The sequence below is a fragment of the Novacetimonas pomaceti genome (assembly GCF_003207955.1).
In the GTDB taxonomy this organism is placed as follows: domain Bacteria; phylum Pseudomonadota; class Alphaproteobacteria; order Acetobacterales; family Acetobacteraceae; genus Novacetimonas; species Novacetimonas pomaceti.
Genome location: NZ_NOXG01000012.1, coordinates 1 through 18,975 on the forward strand (window position 1 = coordinate 1; position 18,975 = coordinate 18,975).

Annotated in this window: 9 protein-coding genes and 1 pseudogene; 5 read left to right on the forward strand and 5 right to left on the reverse strand. The window is 63.0% G+C overall.

All coding sequences use genetic code 11. From position 1 onward, the window contains the following. Positions 1-528: pseudogene (locus CFR71_RS10345) on the reverse strand (helix-turn-helix domain-containing protein); the annotation flags it as partial. A 143-nt stretch (positions 529-671) separates the two neighbouring features. On the opposite strand from CFR71_RS10345, the gene CFR71_RS10350 reads away from it, so the two are divergent. Continuing rightward, positions 672-1,070 carry a DUF4910 domain-containing protein gene (locus CFR71_RS10350; RefSeq protein WP_338065934.1) on the forward strand — a complete coding sequence of 133 codons (399 nt, stop codon included), beginning with the start codon at positions 672-674 and terminating at the stop codon, positions 1,068-1,070. 20 nt (positions 1,071-1,090) lie between these two features. Here CFR71_RS10350 and CFR71_RS10355 read toward each other — a convergent pair whose 3' ends face one another. The 3 genes from CFR71_RS10355 to CFR71_RS10365 all read right to left on the reverse strand — a co-directional run bounded on the left by CFR71_RS10355 (position 1,091) and on the right by CFR71_RS10365 (position 6,412). Beyond that, entirely contained in the window at positions 1,091-2,302 is a 1,212-nt protein-coding gene (locus tag CFR71_RS10355) for a cation:proton antiporter (RefSeq protein ID WP_110530823.1), read from the reverse strand. A 272-nt stretch (positions 2,303-2,574) separates the two neighbouring features. Further along, complete coding sequence (locus CFR71_RS10360; protein ID WP_239020362.1) at positions 2,575-4,641, reverse strand: FUSC family protein; 2,067 nt, start codon at positions 4,639-4,641, stop codon at positions 2,575-2,577. Between the two features lie 55 nt (positions 4,642-4,696). Then, positions 4,697-6,412: an NAD-dependent malic enzyme gene (locus CFR71_RS10365; RefSeq protein WP_110530825.1), complete on the reverse strand. Its 1,716-nt coding sequence runs from the start codon at positions 6,410-6,412 to the stop codon at positions 4,697-4,699. A gap of 116 nt (positions 6,413-6,528) precedes the next feature. Between CFR71_RS10365 and CFR71_RS10370 the strand changes: the two genes are divergently transcribed. The 3 genes from CFR71_RS10370 (at position 6,529) to CFR71_RS10380 (ending at position 9,011) form a co-directional block, all read left to right on the forward strand. After that, positions 6,529-7,434 (forward strand): LysR family transcriptional regulator, encoded by a 906-nt coding sequence (locus CFR71_RS10370; protein WP_110530827.1) that lies wholly within the window; start codon positions 6,529-6,531, stop codon positions 7,432-7,434. Positions 7,435-7,593: 159 nt separating this feature from the next. Beyond that, on the forward strand, positions 7,594-8,268 hold the full coding sequence (locus tag CFR71_RS10375) for a type 1 glutamine amidotransferase domain-containing protein (protein WP_110530829.1): 675 nt from the start codon (positions 7,594-7,596) through the stop codon (positions 8,266-8,268). Continuing rightward, the gene (locus tag CFR71_RS10380) at positions 8,265-9,011 is read left to right on the forward strand and encodes a hypothetical protein (RefSeq protein ID WP_110530831.1); all 747 of its coding nucleotides are present in this window, start codon (positions 8,265-8,267) and stop codon (positions 9,009-9,011) included. Before CFR71_RS10375 ends, CFR71_RS10380 begins: the two co-directional genes overlap by 4 nt. A gap of 83 nt (positions 9,012-9,094) precedes the next feature. Here the strand turns inward: CFR71_RS10380 and CFR71_RS10385 are convergent, their stop codons facing one another. Next, complete coding sequence (locus CFR71_RS10385; protein ID WP_110530833.1) at positions 9,095-9,748, reverse strand: glutathione S-transferase; 654 nt, start codon at positions 9,746-9,748, stop codon at positions 9,095-9,097. Between the two features lie 528 nt (positions 9,749-10,276). Here CFR71_RS10385 and CFR71_RS10395 point away from each other — a divergent pair. After that, complete coding sequence (locus tag CFR71_RS10395; RefSeq protein ID WP_110530837.1) at positions 10,277-18,868, forward strand: GH36-type glycosyl hydrolase domain-containing protein; 8,592 nt, start codon at positions 10,277-10,279, stop codon at positions 18,866-18,868. Positions 18,869-18,975 lie beyond the last annotated feature (107 nt).

Genomic DNA, 18,975 nt, shown 5'->3' on the forward strand with positions numbered 1-18,975 from the left:
GTCTGGACCTGATCGCCGCCATGACACCGGGGAACTCTTTTTAAAAATGTCCTGGGCTTCTGTATCCTGGCGATAGTGCCGTGGCCGGGCTGTCAGCAGGCGGAACCCCTCGCGGCGTATGATCTGACCCAGACGCGTTTCCGACAGGCTGACGCCATAGGTCTCATGCAGCCACCCGCAGAGATCACACAGTCGCCAGCGGACAACACCATGCACCGCAGGGATGGGTCTTTCTTCGAGCCGGGTTTTCAGGGCAGACAGCATCTCCTGTGTCAGGCGGGCTTTCTGTCCCCCGCCATGACGATCCACAAGGCCATCCGGGCCATCCGCATTGAAACGCAGCACCCAGTCACGGATACTCTGACGGTCTGTCCCCGCAAGCAGGGCCGCCTCGCCGCGCGAGGCGCCATCATAAATCGCCGCAAGCGCCAACAGGCGACGCGACTGACCCGCATGCCGGCTTCTGCGCGCAAGGCGTCGCAACTCCGAACTATCATGATCGTCACGCAGGGATAGAGGGCTGCCCATCCAGAATGCCTCCTTCAGAGAATGGTCTGCATCCTATGAATCACATTTTTAAACCGATGGGTACCCCGTGAGTCAGGCCAAACAATGGTTGGTATTATGGATATGATGAGCGACAATATTGCTCGCCCGGGTTCAACCTGCCGGTGGGATGTCTGATGCGTTCACCCAACGGGCAGTTCGCGCAGTATCATACGTCCGCCGATAACCTGGACTTTGTCACGCCGGCGGGGCTTCATGCCTCGTTCTGTTTTATCGCTGATCTTGTCATGATGATCGAAAATGACTTCCTTCCACGCAGCCTGTTTCCTTATGGCGAACCACAGTTGGGACGCCGCGGCCTTTACAAGGCCATTGGCGGGGGGGACGAAGACGCGGGCGGGGCGAAGTTCGACCAGATGACGTTGCTGTGGACCCTGAACCTTGCGGATGGCGGCCATTCGCTTCTGGATATCGCAATACGGGCGGGCAGGCCCTTTGCCGCCGTGGCCGCCGCCGCAGACGCCCTGACGCAGGCAGGCCTTCTGGCGCAGCGGTCAGACTGATCCCGATCGACCCTTTCTTTCTACGTCGGTTGTCGTTTCATCACGAGCCGGAACATGGGACCTGTCAGCGTCGTGGACGCGACAGCCAGGATCATCAGGGAGGCATAGGCAAATTCCGAAATCATGCCCTTGCCGTGCAGGATGGTCGCGGCAACGATTTCCATCAGTCCCTTGCATTGCAAAAGCGCGCCCATGCCAAGCGCCTGGGAACGGGACATGTCGGGGGATGGCGGATACAGGACAACCGCCCCCATCTTGCTGCCGATCGAAATGACGACAAGCATGAAGGACGCGAACACGGATGGCCATGTCAGGGCCTCGCCATTGATGTGCATGCCGCTATGGCCAAAAAACATGGGGGCCAGCCAGAACAGGGCGAATGTTCCCACCTTTTCCACCGGCAGGCGACGTACCCATCGGGGGGGCATGACAGCGCCGGCGTAATAAGCCCCGATGAGTTCATGCAGCCCGATTTCCCTGCTGGCCCACGCCCCGGCCACCAGCCAGATTGGCACGCACATCCAGATGGCCCATATGGGGGGATGCTGCAGACGCCGCGTGGCCGCGCCACTGATGAGGGCAAGCATGCCCAGCAACGCGACGGCCAGGAACTGCTGGATGCGCCATCCGTGGAAGGCATCCGACCCTTCCGCCGCGAACTGCAGGCAGGCCAGCCCGATCCACAATGCGGCGTCGTCCACAACCGCCAGCCGAAGCGCCAGCTGGCCCATCGGACGTTCCGCTGGCGAAAGCTCACGCACAATTCCGATCAGCACCGGCAATGCGCTGACGGCAAGGCACAGCCCGATGGACATCGCCCCGATGACAGGGCTGCCGTGCGGTGTTTCCCATCCATGAAGGGGCAGGAAATAAAAATAGATCAGCACGGAGCCGATGCCAAAAGGCACCCCCAGCGCCACCAGCGCGCTTGCCAGCAACCGCCCCAGCGATGGTGAGGTAAAGGTCTGGTTGGGATCCGTGCCATCGGACAGCTGCCACATGTCCAGCCCGGCGGTAAAGGCAAGCACGAGCACGGCGATCCAGCCGATGTTTTCACCATATTGGGAAGGAATGCCCCATGCGCCGACGGGATATTTTGTAACAGCGATCACGATCCCCACCAGAATGGGAATTACGACAATCGGTATGGCTTTCCGGCAGAGATGCCACAACAGCAGGGGAATAAAAACGAACAGGACTATGTCCGCGGAAAAATGAAACATCCTATCCATGCCGTTCTCTTTTGTTTTTGTTTCCGACCCGGATTGTTATATATCGGTATGCAGGGCGTGTAAATAAAACGCCACCTGCCCGGCGCATCCTGATGGGGCATCAGAAATCAAAAAAATCCTGTCTTTCATGGAAAATGACTTTCATGCGGATTTTATCAGACATTGGATTTCATGATAAATCCGTATGTATTTTTAATTCTTCATGGAACACTTCATGTCATGTGTGGATTTTGAAAATTACCATGCTTTTCTGTGGCCGTCATGATGTATTCTCAGATGTGTGTCCGATCTCCATTCATGCTGATGGCGGCTGTGTGTTCAATGCCATCAAGGCACCCCATCACCTGCAACAGCCATGGATCAGCCCCGTCATGTCGCGCCTTCGCCCGTAGCCGGCGGCGCGTGACGGAGATCATCGCCAGTCCCCGCCGACTGACAGGCTGGTACCGCGCCAGTGTCCGCAGCAGCACGGCAAGGCTGTGGGAGGCGTCGTTATCCTGTTCGCGTTTCAGCTGACGCAGCAGCAGGATATTCAGCCCGACCGCCGACAGCATGAGTGCCTGGCGGATTTCCCCCGCCGCCGCGCGATCCCCGGCCTGCGCGGCATGGCGGACCAGTCGCCCGATCCGGTCAACACTGGTCCCGATCCACCATTGGGGCAACGGGGGCAGCGGCATGATGCACAATCCGCGCAGTTCGGCACGGATATGCGCGGCAAAGCGGATACGTTCCTCCGCCGCGCGGAAAGGCAGCACCAGCCGGAATACCAGCACGCTCAGCCCGACAGCCAGCACTGTATGCAATGCGTTGTTCAGGAACGTGATCTCATCCACCCTCAGCTGGTTTCCCGGCATCAGGAGATTGGGCATCAGCAGCCCGTAAGCCGCCGCCGCGCCAGCCGTGCCGGGATTATATTTTGCCAGGCCACCGACAAACAGGAAGATGCCCAGCACGAAGGCCAGTTCCTCGTAATTGCTGAGATAGGGCACGATCCACAGGTCGAGGCATCCGGCCGCAACGGCGGACCATATCGCACCGGACAGGAAGCGCAGCGTCCCCACGACCGGGTTTTCCCGTGTGGCGAACAGGCCGCATACCAGCGTGGTGATCGCGATGAATCCCATCCCGCCGGGCCATGCTGTCACTTCATAGACAAGGCCGGCGATCATGATGGCCGCCGCGCCACGCAGGCCGTTATACAGCGCAAGCCGCAGGTCCCGATGCCCCGGCAGGCGAAAGCGGAAGCGGTCATGTGCCGGCGGCGTGAAAATGGCCTGACAGTGCGCCAGCGCCTGCGCGAGATCCGTCATCGCGGCATGCAGCACCGTGTGGGTGACACGCCGCGCCTCTGCCCCGTTGTCATGAAGGGCGCGATCCTGGAACAGCACGGCGAGGGCTTCGGCCTCCCCGTGCAATGCCTGCAATATGCCTTGATGCAACCGGCAGGAATGCAGGTTGTCACACAGGCGCAAAAGCCGTTCGCGCGTATCCAGCAGAACCGGGTCCCCCTGCCCTGCCGCGCCTGACAGACCGAACAGGCGCGTGACCATGATCGAAATATCGGCGAAAACCGCGCGCGCATGGTCCGCCGCATGGGAATGGCGTCCCATTTCAATGGCGGGGAATTCTATTCCCTTGTGAACCGATACCATCATGTCCGAAAACTCGCCCGCATGGGTCAGGGTCTCGCGGTCATGCAGCACGATTTCACGCAGAAGCAGCGCGAGCTGGTGCAGGACCTCCTCCACCCGCGCATGCATTGTCGCGCGCGCGCGGGTCGCCAGGTCATGGGCGAACAGCAACGCCATCGCGGCCTCGCACACGACCCCCAGAACGATATAGGTCGCGCGCGATACCGCGATGAAAAAGACATTGTCGGGCTGTGATGCGGCGGCGACCGCGATGATGGAACAGGTATATCCGGACAGCACGAAAGCATAGGAACGGAAATTCAGGCTGAACGTCGCAAGGAAACTGCACAACCCGATCCAGACGGCCACGGCAGGAAAAAACAGCCATGCCTGTTGTGGAAACGCAGCGATGAAGACCACGGCCGCGATCGCCCCGGCCATGGTGCCCACGATACGCCAGCGCGCCTTGGACATACTTTCGCCCCGGCGCACCTGCGCCACGGACCAGACGGTCGCCACGGCCCATTGCGGGCTGTCGAGTTCCATCCAGAACGCCACCGCCAGCGCGAGGAGCGAGGCCAGCGTATTGCGCAGGGCGAAACCTACGGCCTGCGGCGCGGGACAGAACAGCCATTGCATCATGGCGGCCCCATTGCGCGTCCATGCCGGACGAAAGGGCGCGTTCGTCATGAAACGATGAAGATACATCAGCTATGACGCATTCCGATGTAATGGAAATGCATTGCGTGGCGGCGGCGCGGCCTCAGCCATCCACCTTTTCATAAGGCTGGTAATGCGCAGTCCATGTCGCATGGCGCAGGTCGGCTTCCGTCTCGGCCTCCGTGGCGGGTGGGGCCACGCCTTCAGCCTGTCCCTGCCGGATAAGCGCGCGGGCCACGGACGCCGCCACCGCAGGCAGTTCGGAAACCGGCGGCAGGAGCGGCGCGCTGCCCGCCCCGTGTGCATGTGCCGCAGGTGAAAGTTCCGCCAGCGCGTGGGCGGCGGCAAGGAACATGCCATCGGTCATGCGCGTGATCCCCCCCGCCACCACCGCAAGGCCGACACCGGGAAAGACATAGGAATTGTTGATCTGGTCCACGGGGCGTTCCTGCCCGTTGAAGACAACCGGCGCGAAAGGTCCCCCCGTCCCGATGATGGCGCGACCATCCGTCCATTCCAGCAGGTCCGCAGGCGTCGCCTCGATATTGGCGGTCGGGTTGGACAGGGCGAAGATGACGGGACGCGCGGTGCCCGTGGCCATGGGGGCGATGATATCGCGCGTGAACGCCCCGCCCTGCCCTGACGTGCCAACCAGCATGGTGGGGCGGACATGGGCCATGACATCCGCCAGCGAAAGGCGGCCGGGATCGCGCACATGCCATTCCGCCGCGATATCCGCGGGCTGGGCAAAGGGGCGCTGCCCGTCGGTAATGCCCGCCATTCCCTGCCGGACAAGGCCATCGACATCGATCATGAAGAAACGACGCCGCGCCTCCTGCGGGTCCATGCCGTCCGCGATCATCAGGCGCGACAGCAGGTCCGCGATGCCGCAGCCCGCGCCCCCGGCGCCGAAGATGACGATGCGCTGTTGCCCAACCGGCGCGGCCCCGGCCCTGATTGCCGCCAGAAGCGCGCCGGCAGTAACGCCGGCCGTGCCCTGTATGTCGTCGTTATAGGTACACATCCGCCCGCGATAACGCTGAAGGATCCGCAGCGCGTCCGCGCCCGCCAGATCCTCCCAGTGCAGGGCGATACGGGGCCAGCGCGCTTCCACCGCCTCGACAAATTCGGCGATGAACGCGTCGTATTCCGCGCCGCGCACGCGCGGATGACGCCAGCCGATGTAATCCGGATCCTCCAGCAGGGTTGCGTTGTCCGTTCCCACGTCAAGCTCGATGGGAAGGGCGCATGCCGGGTCCAGGCCGCCACAGGCCGTATAGAGCGCCAGCTTGCCGATCGGGATGCCCATTCCGTTGGCGCCCTGATCGCCAATGCCCAGAATGCTGCCCCCGTCGCTGGCCACGATCACGCGCACATCGTCCCACTGCGGGTCCGACAGGATATCGGCCAGCCGCCCCCTGTCTTCGTAACTCAGGAATAGCCCGCGCGGACGTGTCCATATCTGGCTGAACTGCCGGCAGGCGCGTCCGATGCACGGGGTGTAGATAATGGGCAGATAGTGTTCGAGCGACTGCGCGATGATGGCGTGGAAAAGTGTTTCATTCCGGTCCTGGATTTCGCGTAACGCAACATGGCGCGAAAAATTGTCCGGCAGGGCCGCAAGCCGGCGCGTGGCGCGGGCGACCTGGCGTTCCAGCGTCGTGACATTGGCCGGAAGCAGCCCGTGCAATCCGAACAGGTCCCTTTCACGCATGTCAAAGGCATTTCCCTTGTTCAGGACAGGACATTCCAGAAGGTTGCGTCCATGCAGGCCGACCTTGCGGGGGGATGTGCGGGAAAGGCGCGCGGGAAAAGGCATCAGAACTCGATATTGCGATCACGGTGAAAGGATGCGCACAATACCCATCTGCACAATTCCGTGTAGAGCACGCGCATGCACGGTAACCGTACGCCAGACGCAATCATGGAGAGCGTATGCCAGACGAAATCAGTGACCTGAAATTCTTCTGCACCCTGGTGGCAGCGGGAAGCATCGCGGGTTGCGCGCGCGTCGTGGGCATGTCCTCCGCCGCGATGAGCCGCAGGCTCAGCGGGCTGGAAGCGCGCCTGGGCACCCGCCTCGTGACCCGTACGTCGCGTCATTTCGCGCTGACGGCCGAAGGGCAGCGGCTGCATGAACGCGCCGTGCGCATCATGGAGGAAATCGAGGAGGCCGAGGCGGAAGTCACGGCCCGGGCCGATATTCCGCACGGCCTGCTGCGGGTCGGGGTTCCATCCGAACTGGGCCGCAAGAGACTGGCGGGTATCGTGGCGGCCTTTGTCGAAAAATACCCCGACGTGACCGTTCACCTGACGCTGTCCGATGCGGGGCTGGATGTCATTGATGATGGGCTGGATATCGCGATCCGCGCGGGCATGCCGCCCGACCAGGGGGTCATGGCGACCACCCTGATCAGCAGCCGCCGCGTGGTCTGTGCCTCCCCCGACTATCGCGCGCGCCGGGGACTTCCCGCGACACCGCATGACCTTCTGAAACATGACTGCATATGCCTGCTGCGCCGGCAGCGGATTTTCAATGAATGGGTCTATCACGACGGTAAGGTGCGCAAGGAAATCCATGTCACGCCCCATCTGGCGGCCTCAAGCAGCGAGGTCGTCCATGACTGGGCCGTCAGTGGTCATGGCATCGCGCTGAAGGTGTTGTGGGACATCGCCGATGACCTGAAATGCGGTCGGCTGATTGAATGCCTTACGTCATATACGTGGGAGGAAATCGTGCTGTGCGCGGTCTATCCCTCCCGCGCGCACCTGCCGTCGCGGACGCGGTTTTTCCTGGATTTTGTCCGCCAGGCCCTGCGGCATCGGGATTTCGTAACCTGAGCGAAGATTGCGTGCATGTCGGCTTTCGGTAGGGAAAGCCTGTGTATTTTTCAGGGAACATGCGTCGCGCTCCACTCGTTGGGATCATGGACGGGGTGTCGATTCACACGATTGAAGAGCCTGTCGGCATCCCCTGCCCATCGCAGATGGAGGACGACCATGATACTCAGGAATTCGCGCCAGACGGACGCCGCCATGCATGTGGCGGCCCCGCCTTCCGATGCCGCGACGCGCCGTGATGGCGGCAGTCTCGCGGGGCTTGCGATTGCGATCCTCGCGACCAATGGGGTGGAGGAGGTGGAACTGACCGATCCTGCCGCCGCCCTGCGGCAGGCGGGTGCGCGCACCGTGCTGGTTTCGCCGCAAGGCGGGGAGATCCAGGCCATGGAGGCCGATGTCAATCCCACCAACCGCTATCATGTCGATATGCAGGTCGCACAGGCGCATGCCCATGATTTCGCAGGCCTGGTCCTGCCGGGGGGCACCACCAATCCCGATCACCTGCGCATGGATCGCGACGCGGTGCGTTTTGTCAGGGAATTCGTGCAGGAGGGCAAGCCGGTTGCCGCCATATGTCATGGGGCATGGACGCTGATCGATGCCGAGGGCGTGCGGGGCCATACGATGACATCCTGGCCCTCCCTGCGTACGGACCTGACGAACGCGGGCGCGCACTGGGTCGATCGTGACGTCGTGACCGATGGCATGCTGGTGACATCGCGCAACCCCGGTGATCTGAAGGTCTTCTGTCCCGCCATCGTGGCGATGTTTGCCTCCGCCCACGCGGCGTCCCGCGCGACGACGGCCCAGATGACGCAGGGGCATGCCACATGAAGGAAAACAGGACTTTTCTCAGGTATTACGCGATCGGCACGCTGGCGATGGCGGGCGTGTCACTGGGCGCGGGGGTGGTGGCATGGTGGCGGGGCAAACGCCAGTCACGCATCGTCATCGCCACCGGGGCATCCCCCACGGGCGGGACACCCGTGCCACAGGAACCTGCCGAAACGGATGAAACACGTCGCGTCGTGCGCAAGGTGCTGCAGTATTTCGTCATTCCGCTGTGGCTGGCCTCTGGCCTGACGGACTGGTGGTGCCACCGCCGCACCGACATCCAGCATACGACGGGCCTGAAGGAGACCGGCCTTCACCTGCTGATGCTGGGCGAGGCGGCGGTACCAGTCCTGGCCGGGCTGTTTCTGGAAATCGACGTGCCGGTCCTGTCATTGATGATCGCCACCTTTTTCGTGCATGAGGCGACGGCGATGTGGGATGTCAGCTATGCCGTGACGCGGCGCGATGTGCAGCCGGTGGAACAGCATGTCCACAGTTTCCTTGAAATGATACCCCTGCTGGCGGTGTCGATGATTTCCGTCCTGCACTGGCCCCAGCTGGAGGCCCTGATGGGACGGCGGGTCATGTCCCCTGCTCCGTTGCGCCTGAAACGCGACCCGCTGGGCCTGCCCTATGCCGCGGGCGCCCTGACAGCCATGGCGGTATTCGAGGTGCTGCCTTATTGCGAGGAGGCACTGCGCGACTGGAAAGCAAATCCGGGACGCCTTACGCCCCCCGCCTGAACGGACCTGATCGCATGCCCGATGTTCCGCCGGGACGGCATGGGCAATGCGATGCGGTTTCAGGTTCTGGCACGGGCACAGGCTCACGAACCGCCTTTTTCCAGGGCACGACAGTAGGCGGGGCGCGCGCGTATGCGCTCCACGAAAAAGGTCACATGGGGGCATGTCGCAATGGCGCGCCCCCGTGTTACGGCGATTTCCAGGGGAAAGCTCATCTGGATATCGCATGCCGTGAAATCCGGGCCGGCGAACCAGTCATGGGTCTGGAGTTCGGTTTCCCAGTAATCCATGTGCAGCCGGATCTGCGGGTCGATGAAATGCCGCTGGGCGCCGCTGGACACCAGTTTCGCGGCAGGCCACAGGAAAAACGGAACCTGTCGGGGCAGGCGCTGGAAAATCAGTTTCATCACCAGCGGCGGCATGGCCGATCCTTCGGCATAATGCAGCCAGTAGGTAAAACGCAGCCATTCGGGCGTTCCCGCCTGTGGCAACAGGCGCCCATTGCCGTAACGTTCCAGTATGTATTCGATGATGGCGCCGCTTTCGGCAACGGTGACGTTCCCGTCCGTGATGACAGGGGCCTTGCCGAGCGGATGCACCTTGCGCAACGCGGCGGGCGCCAGCATGGTTTTCGGGTCGCGCTGGTAGAAGCGGATTTCATAGGGCAGTTCCAGTTCCTCCAGCAGCCATAATATGCGCCGGGAACGGGAATTGTTCAGATGATGCACGGTAATCATGGCGAAGCGTCCCTATGCTTTCGCCCCCATTTCCAGTGATGGGGGAACATGTTGCGCATGAAGTGCGTCAGCATCGCGACCTGAACGCGCCGGGATGGGGAATGTTCATGCGCCGTTGCATCGCCATCGACGAAAGATGGCCGGAAAAGATGGTCATGCAACACGCGACCGCGTTGCGCGTTGTCAGGACGCTTGCGAACGGGCGTGGTGTTTGCGGCAGGTTTCCCGATTACCCAACCGTGGCGGTTCCCACGTTTTTCTGGCCGGGGAAAATATCATGGAATTACCGGAAAATGAGGACCGGCGCGACAGCCCTGCCGTAAACGACGCACCGGCGGGACCGGCGCCCGACATGGACATGCCGCAACCCGATGTGCCCACGCCGCTGATACGCAAACTTGCCGGATATGTAACGAAAACAAGAAAAACCCTTTTTCGGCAATAGGGCCGTTGCGCGATGGCGGGCCACCTGCGTGGTGTAGCCCGTCTTCCCCTCCCCTTTTTCCGATGTCGCCTGCGGAGCATGGCATGGACGTGAATCCCACACTGACGCCACAGCCGTCCTCTGCTTCCGGGGCGTGGCGTGGCGGCGCGGACCTGCTGCGGCGCCTCCTGCGCCGTGACCACCATGACGGGACGCATGGATGGCAGGATGACGCCTTCCCCCTCAAAAGCGAGATTTTCGGCGTCGAACGGCTTGAGGATCATGCCCGCAGCCTGGCGGCGGCGCAGAAGGTCGCGCCATTGCGGTCGCATCTGTGGCCCCGGCAGCCATTATCGCGTCGGCTGGCGGATAACAGCGCCTTCCTGCGCGAGGCCGACATGGAAATCGCCCGGGCGATCACGCAGGGCCATCCCCTGACGCCGGCGGCGCAATGGCTGGCGGATAACTATGCCCTTGTGGACATGCAGATCCGCGAAACCGCGCTTGATATTCCGGCGGGCTATTACGCGCGCCTGCCAAAGCTTTCGAATGGGCCTTTTGTCGGCCTGCCGCGCATCTTTGGCGTGGCCTGGTCCTTCGTCGCCCATACCGACAGCCATCTTCAGCCGGAAAGCCTGCGGCGCTATCTTCTGGCCTATCAGGAGGTGGAGGTCCTGACCATTGGCGAACTGTGGGCCGTGCCCATCACGGTGCGCATCGTCCTGATCGAAAACCTGCGCCGGGTTGTCGCGGCGATCATGAAAAACAATGCCAGCAGGCACGAGGCCGACAGGCTGGCGGAGCGTCTGGCCGAAGCGCGCAGGAACGGACGCCCCCCGATTTCGGACCTTCTGGCCTCTGTCAATCCGGGGATCCTGACGCCAGCCTTCACCGCGCGGCTTGCCCATCGCCTGCGCGGCCTCGACCCCGAAAGGGATGCCGCCCTTGTCTGGCTGGAACAGAGGCTGGCCGACAGGGACAGCACGATTGACGCGGCCGTGCGCGAAGACCTGCAGGAACAGGGGGCGTTCAATGCCACGATCCGCAACATCATCACCAGCCTGCGTCTGATTGCCGGTTATGACTGGACCAAGGCGTTCGAGCAGATCTGCCTGATCGATCAGGTGTTCGCCGGATATGACAGCTTCACGCAGGCGGATTTCGCCAGCCGCGACCTGTATCGCAAGGCGATAGAGGAACTGTCGCAGGGCTGTGCCCGTACGGAAATGGAGATTGCCCGCGCCGCCGTCGCGCTGGCGCGGCAGGCGCCGGAGGCCGCCGCGGACGATCCGCGCCGGGGGGATCCGGGATATTACCTGCTGATGGCGGGACGCGCGGACCTTGAAAGGCTGCTGGGCTTCCGGCCCGCCGCGCCGATGCGGATGGTGCGGATGTTCTGCGGATGGGGCATCACGGGATACAGCGTGGCCGTTACCATCCTTACGGTTGCGTTCCTTGCCCTGCCCCTGTGGCGGTCGCTGCCGCGTGTCGCGGACATGCCGCCGGGCGTGCTGCTGGTGGCTTTCCTTGCCTTCATTCCCACGACGGATGCGGCCGTCGCCTGCATCAACCGCCTGGCGCTGCAGGCGATCAGGGTCACCTCCCTGCCCGGGCTGGAACTGCGCGCGGGTATTCCGGTGGGCCTGCGCACCATGGTGGTCATGCCCGTCCTTCTGACGACGCGCGCGACGGTTGCCGAACTGGTCGCGCGGCTGGAGGTGCATTATCTGGCCACGCGTGATGATTCGGTCCATTTCGCGTTGCTCAGCGACTGGATGGATCATGACAGCGCCCATGCGCCGGATGACGACATCCTGCTGTCCATTGCCGCCGAGGGGATTGTGCGCCTCAACCAGAAATATGGCCCGACCGCGGGGGGACAGCGCTTTGTGCTGCTGCACCGCCGGCGGGTATGGTGCGGGAGCGAGCGCGCATGGATGGGATGGGAACGCAAGCGTGGCAAGCTGCATGAACTCAACCGCCTGCTGCGTGGATCGACCGACACGACCTTCCTTGCGGACCCGGCGCGTGTCCTGCCGAACGACATCAGGTATGTCGTCACCCTTGATGCCGATACGCGCCTGCCGCTGGAGACGGTACGGCGGCTGGTCGGAAAGATGGCGCACCCGCTGAATCGCCCGCGTTTCGACCACATGACGGGGCGGGTGGACGAAGGATACGCGATCATGCAGCCGCGCGTGACGCCCGCCCTGCCGGTCGGTCACAAGAACACCCTGTTCCAGCGCGCATTTTCCAGCGCCAGCGGCATCGATGCCTATTCCGCTGCCGTATCCGACCTGTATCAGGACATGTTTGGCGAAGGGTCTTATGCCGGCAAGGGCATTTACGACATCGATGCGTTCGAGGCCGCGCTGGCCCATCGCGTGCCGGATTCCACGATGCTGAGCCATGACCTGTTCGAGGGGATTTTCGCGCGCGCGGGCCTTGTTTCCGACATCGAGGTGGTCGAGGAGGCCCCGACCGATTATCTGGTCGCGGCACAGAGGCTCCATCGCTGGACGCGGGGGGACTGGCAGCTGCTGCCGTGGATTTTTTCAGGACTTCACCGTCCCAGCGACCCCCGGCTTCGCCTGTCGGGCATTTCACGATGGAAGATGGCGGACAACCTGCGCCGGACGTTATGCGCCCCCCTGATCATGGTGGCGTTTGTCGCCTGCTGGCTCCTGTCGCTGCATGATGCGTACATCTGGACGTTCTTTCTTCTGTCCATGATGGCGCTGCCGGTTTTCCTGCCGGTCCTGGCGGATTTCGTGCCACGGCGGGAATGGATAACGCTGCGCAGCTATGGCAGCGTCCTGCTTGCCGATGCGACCGATGCCGCCGTGGTGACCTGCCTCAACATCACATTCGTGGCCCATCAGGCCTACCTGATGGGTGATGCGATCGTGCGGACCCTGATACGGGTTTTCATCACGCGGCGTTACCTGCTGCAATGGGTTCCCGCGGCACAGGCCGTGTCAGCCAGCCGCGCGGGGGTGGCGGGGTACTATCGCCGGATGCTTTCCGCCCCTCTCCTTTCCATCGGGATCATTGACGTGGTCGCGCACCTTGCGCCGTGGAGCCTGTTTATCGCGGGGCCGCTGACGCTTTTGTGGGGGACGTCCCCCGCCGTTGCGATGTGGGCGAGCAGGCTGCCTGTCATCTATGCCCGTTCCCGGCCCTCGCGCACCGATATCCGCTCGCTCCGCATGGTGGCGCGGCGTACCTGGAGATTTTTTGAAACGTTCGTGACGCCAGCCGACAACATGCTGCCCCCCGACAATTTCCAGGAAGATCCCGATCCGGTCCTCGCTCGGCGGACGTCGCCCACCAATATCGGGCTGTACCTCCTGTGCGGCGTCAGCGCGCGTGACTTTGGCTGGGCCGGGATGAACGATACCCTCGACAGGCTGGAGGCGACGTTCGTCACGCTGGGGAAAATGCGGCGCTATCGCGGGCATTTCCATAACTGGTACGATACATCGGACCTTGCGCCGCTGGAGCCGGTCTATGTCTCCACGGTCGATAGCGGAAACATGGCGGGGCACCTCGTAACGCTGGCAAGCGCCTGTCGCCTGTGGCGTGAAAGGAATGTCGATCCTTCCGCATGGCGCGAAGGGGTTTCCGATGCACTCAACATCGCCATCACCGACCTGACATTCCGCAATGGCGTCCGCCTGTCCCTTTCCCCGCCGGAAAAGAAGCTGCTCCGCGCGCTTTCCGGATTCAAGAACGTGGTCCTTTCCGCGCCACCCAGGGCGCTGGCCGCTGACCTTTCCCTTTTGCGCGAACGCGCGCGGGCCATCGTGGAACAGGCCGCGGGCATAAGGCGCGCGCTGCCCGATGGCGGGGCGAAATCACAGGCCGATCCGCTTTTCTGGGCGCAGGCCGCGTTGCGGTGCATCGAAAGCCACCTGCGTGACCTGACGCCGGCGGCCGGCCCATCGGTGGGGGAACGGCTGGAGGTTCTGGAACATCGGGCGCTGCGCATGGCGCAGGAAATGGAATTCGGGTTCCTGTGCAATGAATCGCGAAAGCTGCTGTCCATCGGTTTTGTGGTTGCCGAAGATGCGCAGGACGCCAACTGTTACGACCTTCTGGCGTCCGAGGCGCGGCTTGCGGTCTTTTTCGCCATCGCGAAGGGCGACATACCCGCCAATGACTGGTTCCGTCTGGGGCGCGCCATAACACCGGTCGGCAACGGCGCGGCGCTGGTGTCATGGTCGGGGTCGATGTTCGAATACCTCATGCCCTCGCTTGTCATGCGCGCGCCGATAGGAAGCCTGCTGGAACAGACCAACAAGCTGATCGTGCGATGCCAGATTTCCTATGGTCAGGCACGCGGCATTCCGTGGGGCATTTCGGAATCCGCATATAACGTGCGCGATCTTGAATATACCTATCAGTATTCGAATTTCGGCGTGCCGGGCCTGGGCCTGAAACGCGGTCTGGGGCAGGATATGGTCGTCGCCCCCTATGCCACCATGCTGGCCTCCATGATCGACCCGCAAAAGGCGGTGGCAAACCTCTCCGTGCTCGACAGGACCGGCGCGCAGGGGTGCTACGGGTTTTACGAATCCCTTGATTATACCCCCGATCGTATTCCCGACCATCATCGCGTGGCGATCGTGCGTGCCTACATGGCCCATCATCAGGGGATGTCCATCCTTGCCGCCGCCGACACGGTGATGAATGGCATCATGCGTTCGCGTTTTCATGATGACCCGGCCATCGCCGCGGCCGAACTCCTTCTGCAGGAACGCGCGCCCCGCACCGGCGCGGTCGCGCGCGCCCTTCCTTCAGAAGAGGCGACCCCCACCCCCGCCGGGCCAAAGACGGCATCCGCCGGACGGTATTACAGCACCCCCGACACGCCCGAACCCATGACACACCTGCTGTCGAACGGGCGATATACCGTCATGCTGAGCGCCGCAGGGTCAGGATACAGCCGATGGCAGGGACAGGCGGTGACCCGATGGCGCGAGGATCCGACGCTGGATAATTTCGGATCCTACGTCTACCTGCGCAACACCCATACGGGACAGGTCTGGTCCGCCGGGCACCAGCCCTGTGGCGCGCGGGCTGACGATTACGCCGTCGTGTTTCATGAGGACCGCGCGGAATTCGCCCGTCGCGACGGGGCGCTGACCACGACGATGGAGGTCATGGTCTCTGCCGAGAATGATGCCGAACTACGTCAGGTCTCACTTTTCAACGGCGGCAGCGACACGGTGGAGGTCGAGATCACGTCCTATGCCGAACTGGCCCTCCTGCCGCAGGACGCGGACATGGCGCATCCAGCGTTCACCAAGCTGTTCGTGCAGACGGAATACCTGCCCGAATCCGGCGCCCTGCTTGCCACCCGGCGGCGGCGCACCCCGGATGAACCGGAAATATGGGTTGCGCATCTGGCGGTATGTGCCACGCCCGTTCAGGTGGAAACCGACCGCGCGCGTTTTATCGGACGCGGGCGTGATGTCCGCGCCCCTGCCGCCATCACGGCGCGTCAGGCCCTGTCGGGACAGACCGGCACGGTGCTGGATCCCGTATTTTCCATTCGTGGCACGGTTGTCGCAAGGCCCGGCGCAATGGCGCGGGTCACGTTCTGGATGCTGGTCGCACCAACACGGCAGGCCCTGCTGGACCTGATTGACACCCACAGGGACCAGGCCGCGTTCGAACGCGTGCGGACACTGGCATGGACCCAGGCGCAGGTGCAGCTGCGGCATCTGGATATCGCACCCACCGATGCCGACCTGTTCCAGCGCCTGGCGGGGCATATCCTGTTCGCGGGGCCATCGCTGCGCGCGCCGGGCGCCAGCATCATCAGGGGGGGCGGATCACAGCCCGTTTTGTGGGAGCTGGGAATTTCGGGCGACCTGCCGATCCTCCTGCTGCGGATAAAGGATAACGCCAATACGGAAATCGTGCGCAGCCTGCTGCTTGCCCATGAATATTTCCGGATGAAGCAGCTGGCGGTTGACCTTGTCATCCTGAACGAACATCCCTCCTCCTACCTTCAGGATCTCCAGATATCGCTGGACGATCTGGTGCGTTCGACATCCAGGGCGGCGGCAGGCGGCGGGTCGGTGCGCACATTGCGGGCGGACCTGATTTCCCCCGCCCTGCGCGACATGCTGGTCTCGACAGCGCGGGTGGTGCTTTCGGCGCGGCACTCCCTTGTGGAACAGCTGGACCAGGCGGAACGGCAGCCCGCCCGTGGTGCGGTAGTACCCATGGTGCCGGCGTATCCGCCACCCGTGCGTGCCCCGGGGGCGCCGGTCATTCCCGAGCTGGAATTCTTCAACGGATTTGGCGGCTTTGCGCGCAACGGACGTGAATATGTCGTGGTTCTGGCGCCCGGACGGACGCCGCCCGCGCCATGGATCAACGTGATTGCCAACGATGTCTTCGGCTTTCAGGTATCGGCCGAAGGCCGTGGCTATACCTGGTCGCAGAACAGCCGGGAACACCAGATCACGCCATGGTCGAACGATCCGGTCAGCGATTATTGCGGGGAGCACATCTATTTCCACGATCACGATACGCATGAACTGTGGTGTCCGACCGCCGCGATCCGCCGGGACGCGGGGGGCACCTATGTCGCGCGGCATGGCTGGGGTTATACCCGTCATGACCGGGTGGCGCACGGGATCGCCAGTTCGCTGCTGCAGTACGTGCCCGTGGCCGATCCCGTCAAGATTTCACGCATACAGCTGCATAACCTTTCCACGCGCGCGCGGACCCTGTCCATTACCGCCTATGTGGAATGGGTGATGGGACGCGCGCGGGGAAATACGGCCCCGTTCATCACGACCCGGATCGATCAGCAGACCGGGGCGCTGTTCGCGCGCAACCAGTGGGACGTGACATATGCCCCCCGCGTCGCCTTTGTGGATATCGGTGGATACAGCACGGCGTCATCGGGCGATCGTGCGTCCTTTATCGGGCGCAATGGCACGCTGGACTCCCCGGCGGCATTTCGCGATCCCGCGGGGATCAATGGCGCGACCGGCGCGGGAATGGACCCGTGCGGGGTCGTCCAGACAGTCGTGACGTTACCGCCGGACGGACGGGTGGAAATTGTCGTCCTGCTGGGCGAGGCGGAGGATGAGGACGCGGCCCGTCGCCTTGTCACGCATTATCGCGCCACCAGCCTGGACGGCGTCCTGCAAGAGGTCACGAAGCAGTGGGAGGGGCTGGCCAGTTCGGTCCAGGTCCGGACCCCGGACCGCGCCATGGACATCATGCTCAATGGCTGGCTGCTGTACCAGACACTCAGCAGCCGGGTGCGCGCGCGGGCGGGATTTTACCAGGCCAGCGGCGCGTTCGGCTTCCGGGATCAGCTGCAGGACGGCATGGCGCTTGTTCCTGCATGCCCCGCGCGTGTAAGGGCGCATCTGCTGCGCGCGGCATCGCGCCAGTTCGTCGAAGGCGATGTCCAGCACTGGTGGCTGCCGCAGACGGGGGCCGGGGTGCGGACCCATATTTCCGATGACTGCGCATGGCTTGCCTATACCGTGGCCCATTATGTGCGGGTCAGTGGCGATGTGGCGGTGCTTGATGAACCGATTGCCTTCCTGCAGGCCCCCCTTCTGCCGCAGGACGAGCATGACCGTTTCAGCGTGCCTGAGGTCTCGGCGCAGGTGGGGTCCCTGTTCGAACATTGCGCCCGCGCGCTGGACCATGGGCTGCGCGTCGGGGAACACGGGCTTCCGCTGATGGGGACGGGCGACTGGAACGATGGCATGAACCGCGTGGGGGAAAAGGGACGCGGCGAAAGCGTCTGGCTGGGGTGGTTCCTGCATGCCGCACTGATGGCGTTCATTCCTTATGCACGCGCGCGTCACGAAAATGCGCGTGCCGACGCGTGGCAGGCGCATGCGGACGCGCTGGCCCAGGCGCTGGAACAGACGTGGGACGGGGACTGGTACCTGCGTGCCTATTTTGATGATGGCACGCCGCTGGGTTCGCACGCGAACGCGGAATGCCAGATCGACGCCATCTCACAGTCGTGGGCCGTCCTGTCCAACGTGGCGGCACCGCAACGCGCCACGCACGCCATGCAGTCCGTGCTGCAGCGCCTGACGGGAAAACCGCCGGGCCTTGTCCTTGTCCTTGCGCCCCCCTTTGACGTTGCCGGCCCTGATCCGGGCTATATCCGGGGATATCCGCCGGGCATCCGCGAGAATGGCGGCCAGTACACCCATGCCGCCCTGTGGAGCGTCATGGCGGTGGCCCGGCTGGGCGATGGGAACCGCGCGCATGCCCTGTTCCATGACCTCCTGCCGATCACGCATGCCCTGTCGCTGCACGAAGCGGAAATCTATCGGCTGGAACCCTATGTCGTGGCGGCGGACATCTATTCCCGCCCCCCGCATGAGCGTCGGGGGGGATGGTCGTGGTACACGGGATCGGCGGGATGGATGCAGCGCGTGGGGTGCGAGACCCTGCTGGGAATATGCATCGAGGGCGAGGCGCTGGTGATCGATCCGTGCATCCCGACATCGTGGGAAGGGTACGACGTCACGATCATCTGGCGCACGGCGCGCTATGTGATCAGGGTCCATAATCCGGACCATGTCAGCCGGGGGGTCCGCGAACTGAACGTGGATGGAAAGATCCTGGGCGGTACCGATCGCGTGATGATGTCGGATGATGGCATGACGCATGCCGTATCCGTCATGCTTGGATAAATGGCGGGCAATACCGACATAATTTGAAAAATAATAATCTGTATATGTATATGTCCCGCAATACATTCATGCGGTGTGAATTTGTATTCGCGATTTTATAGTATTAA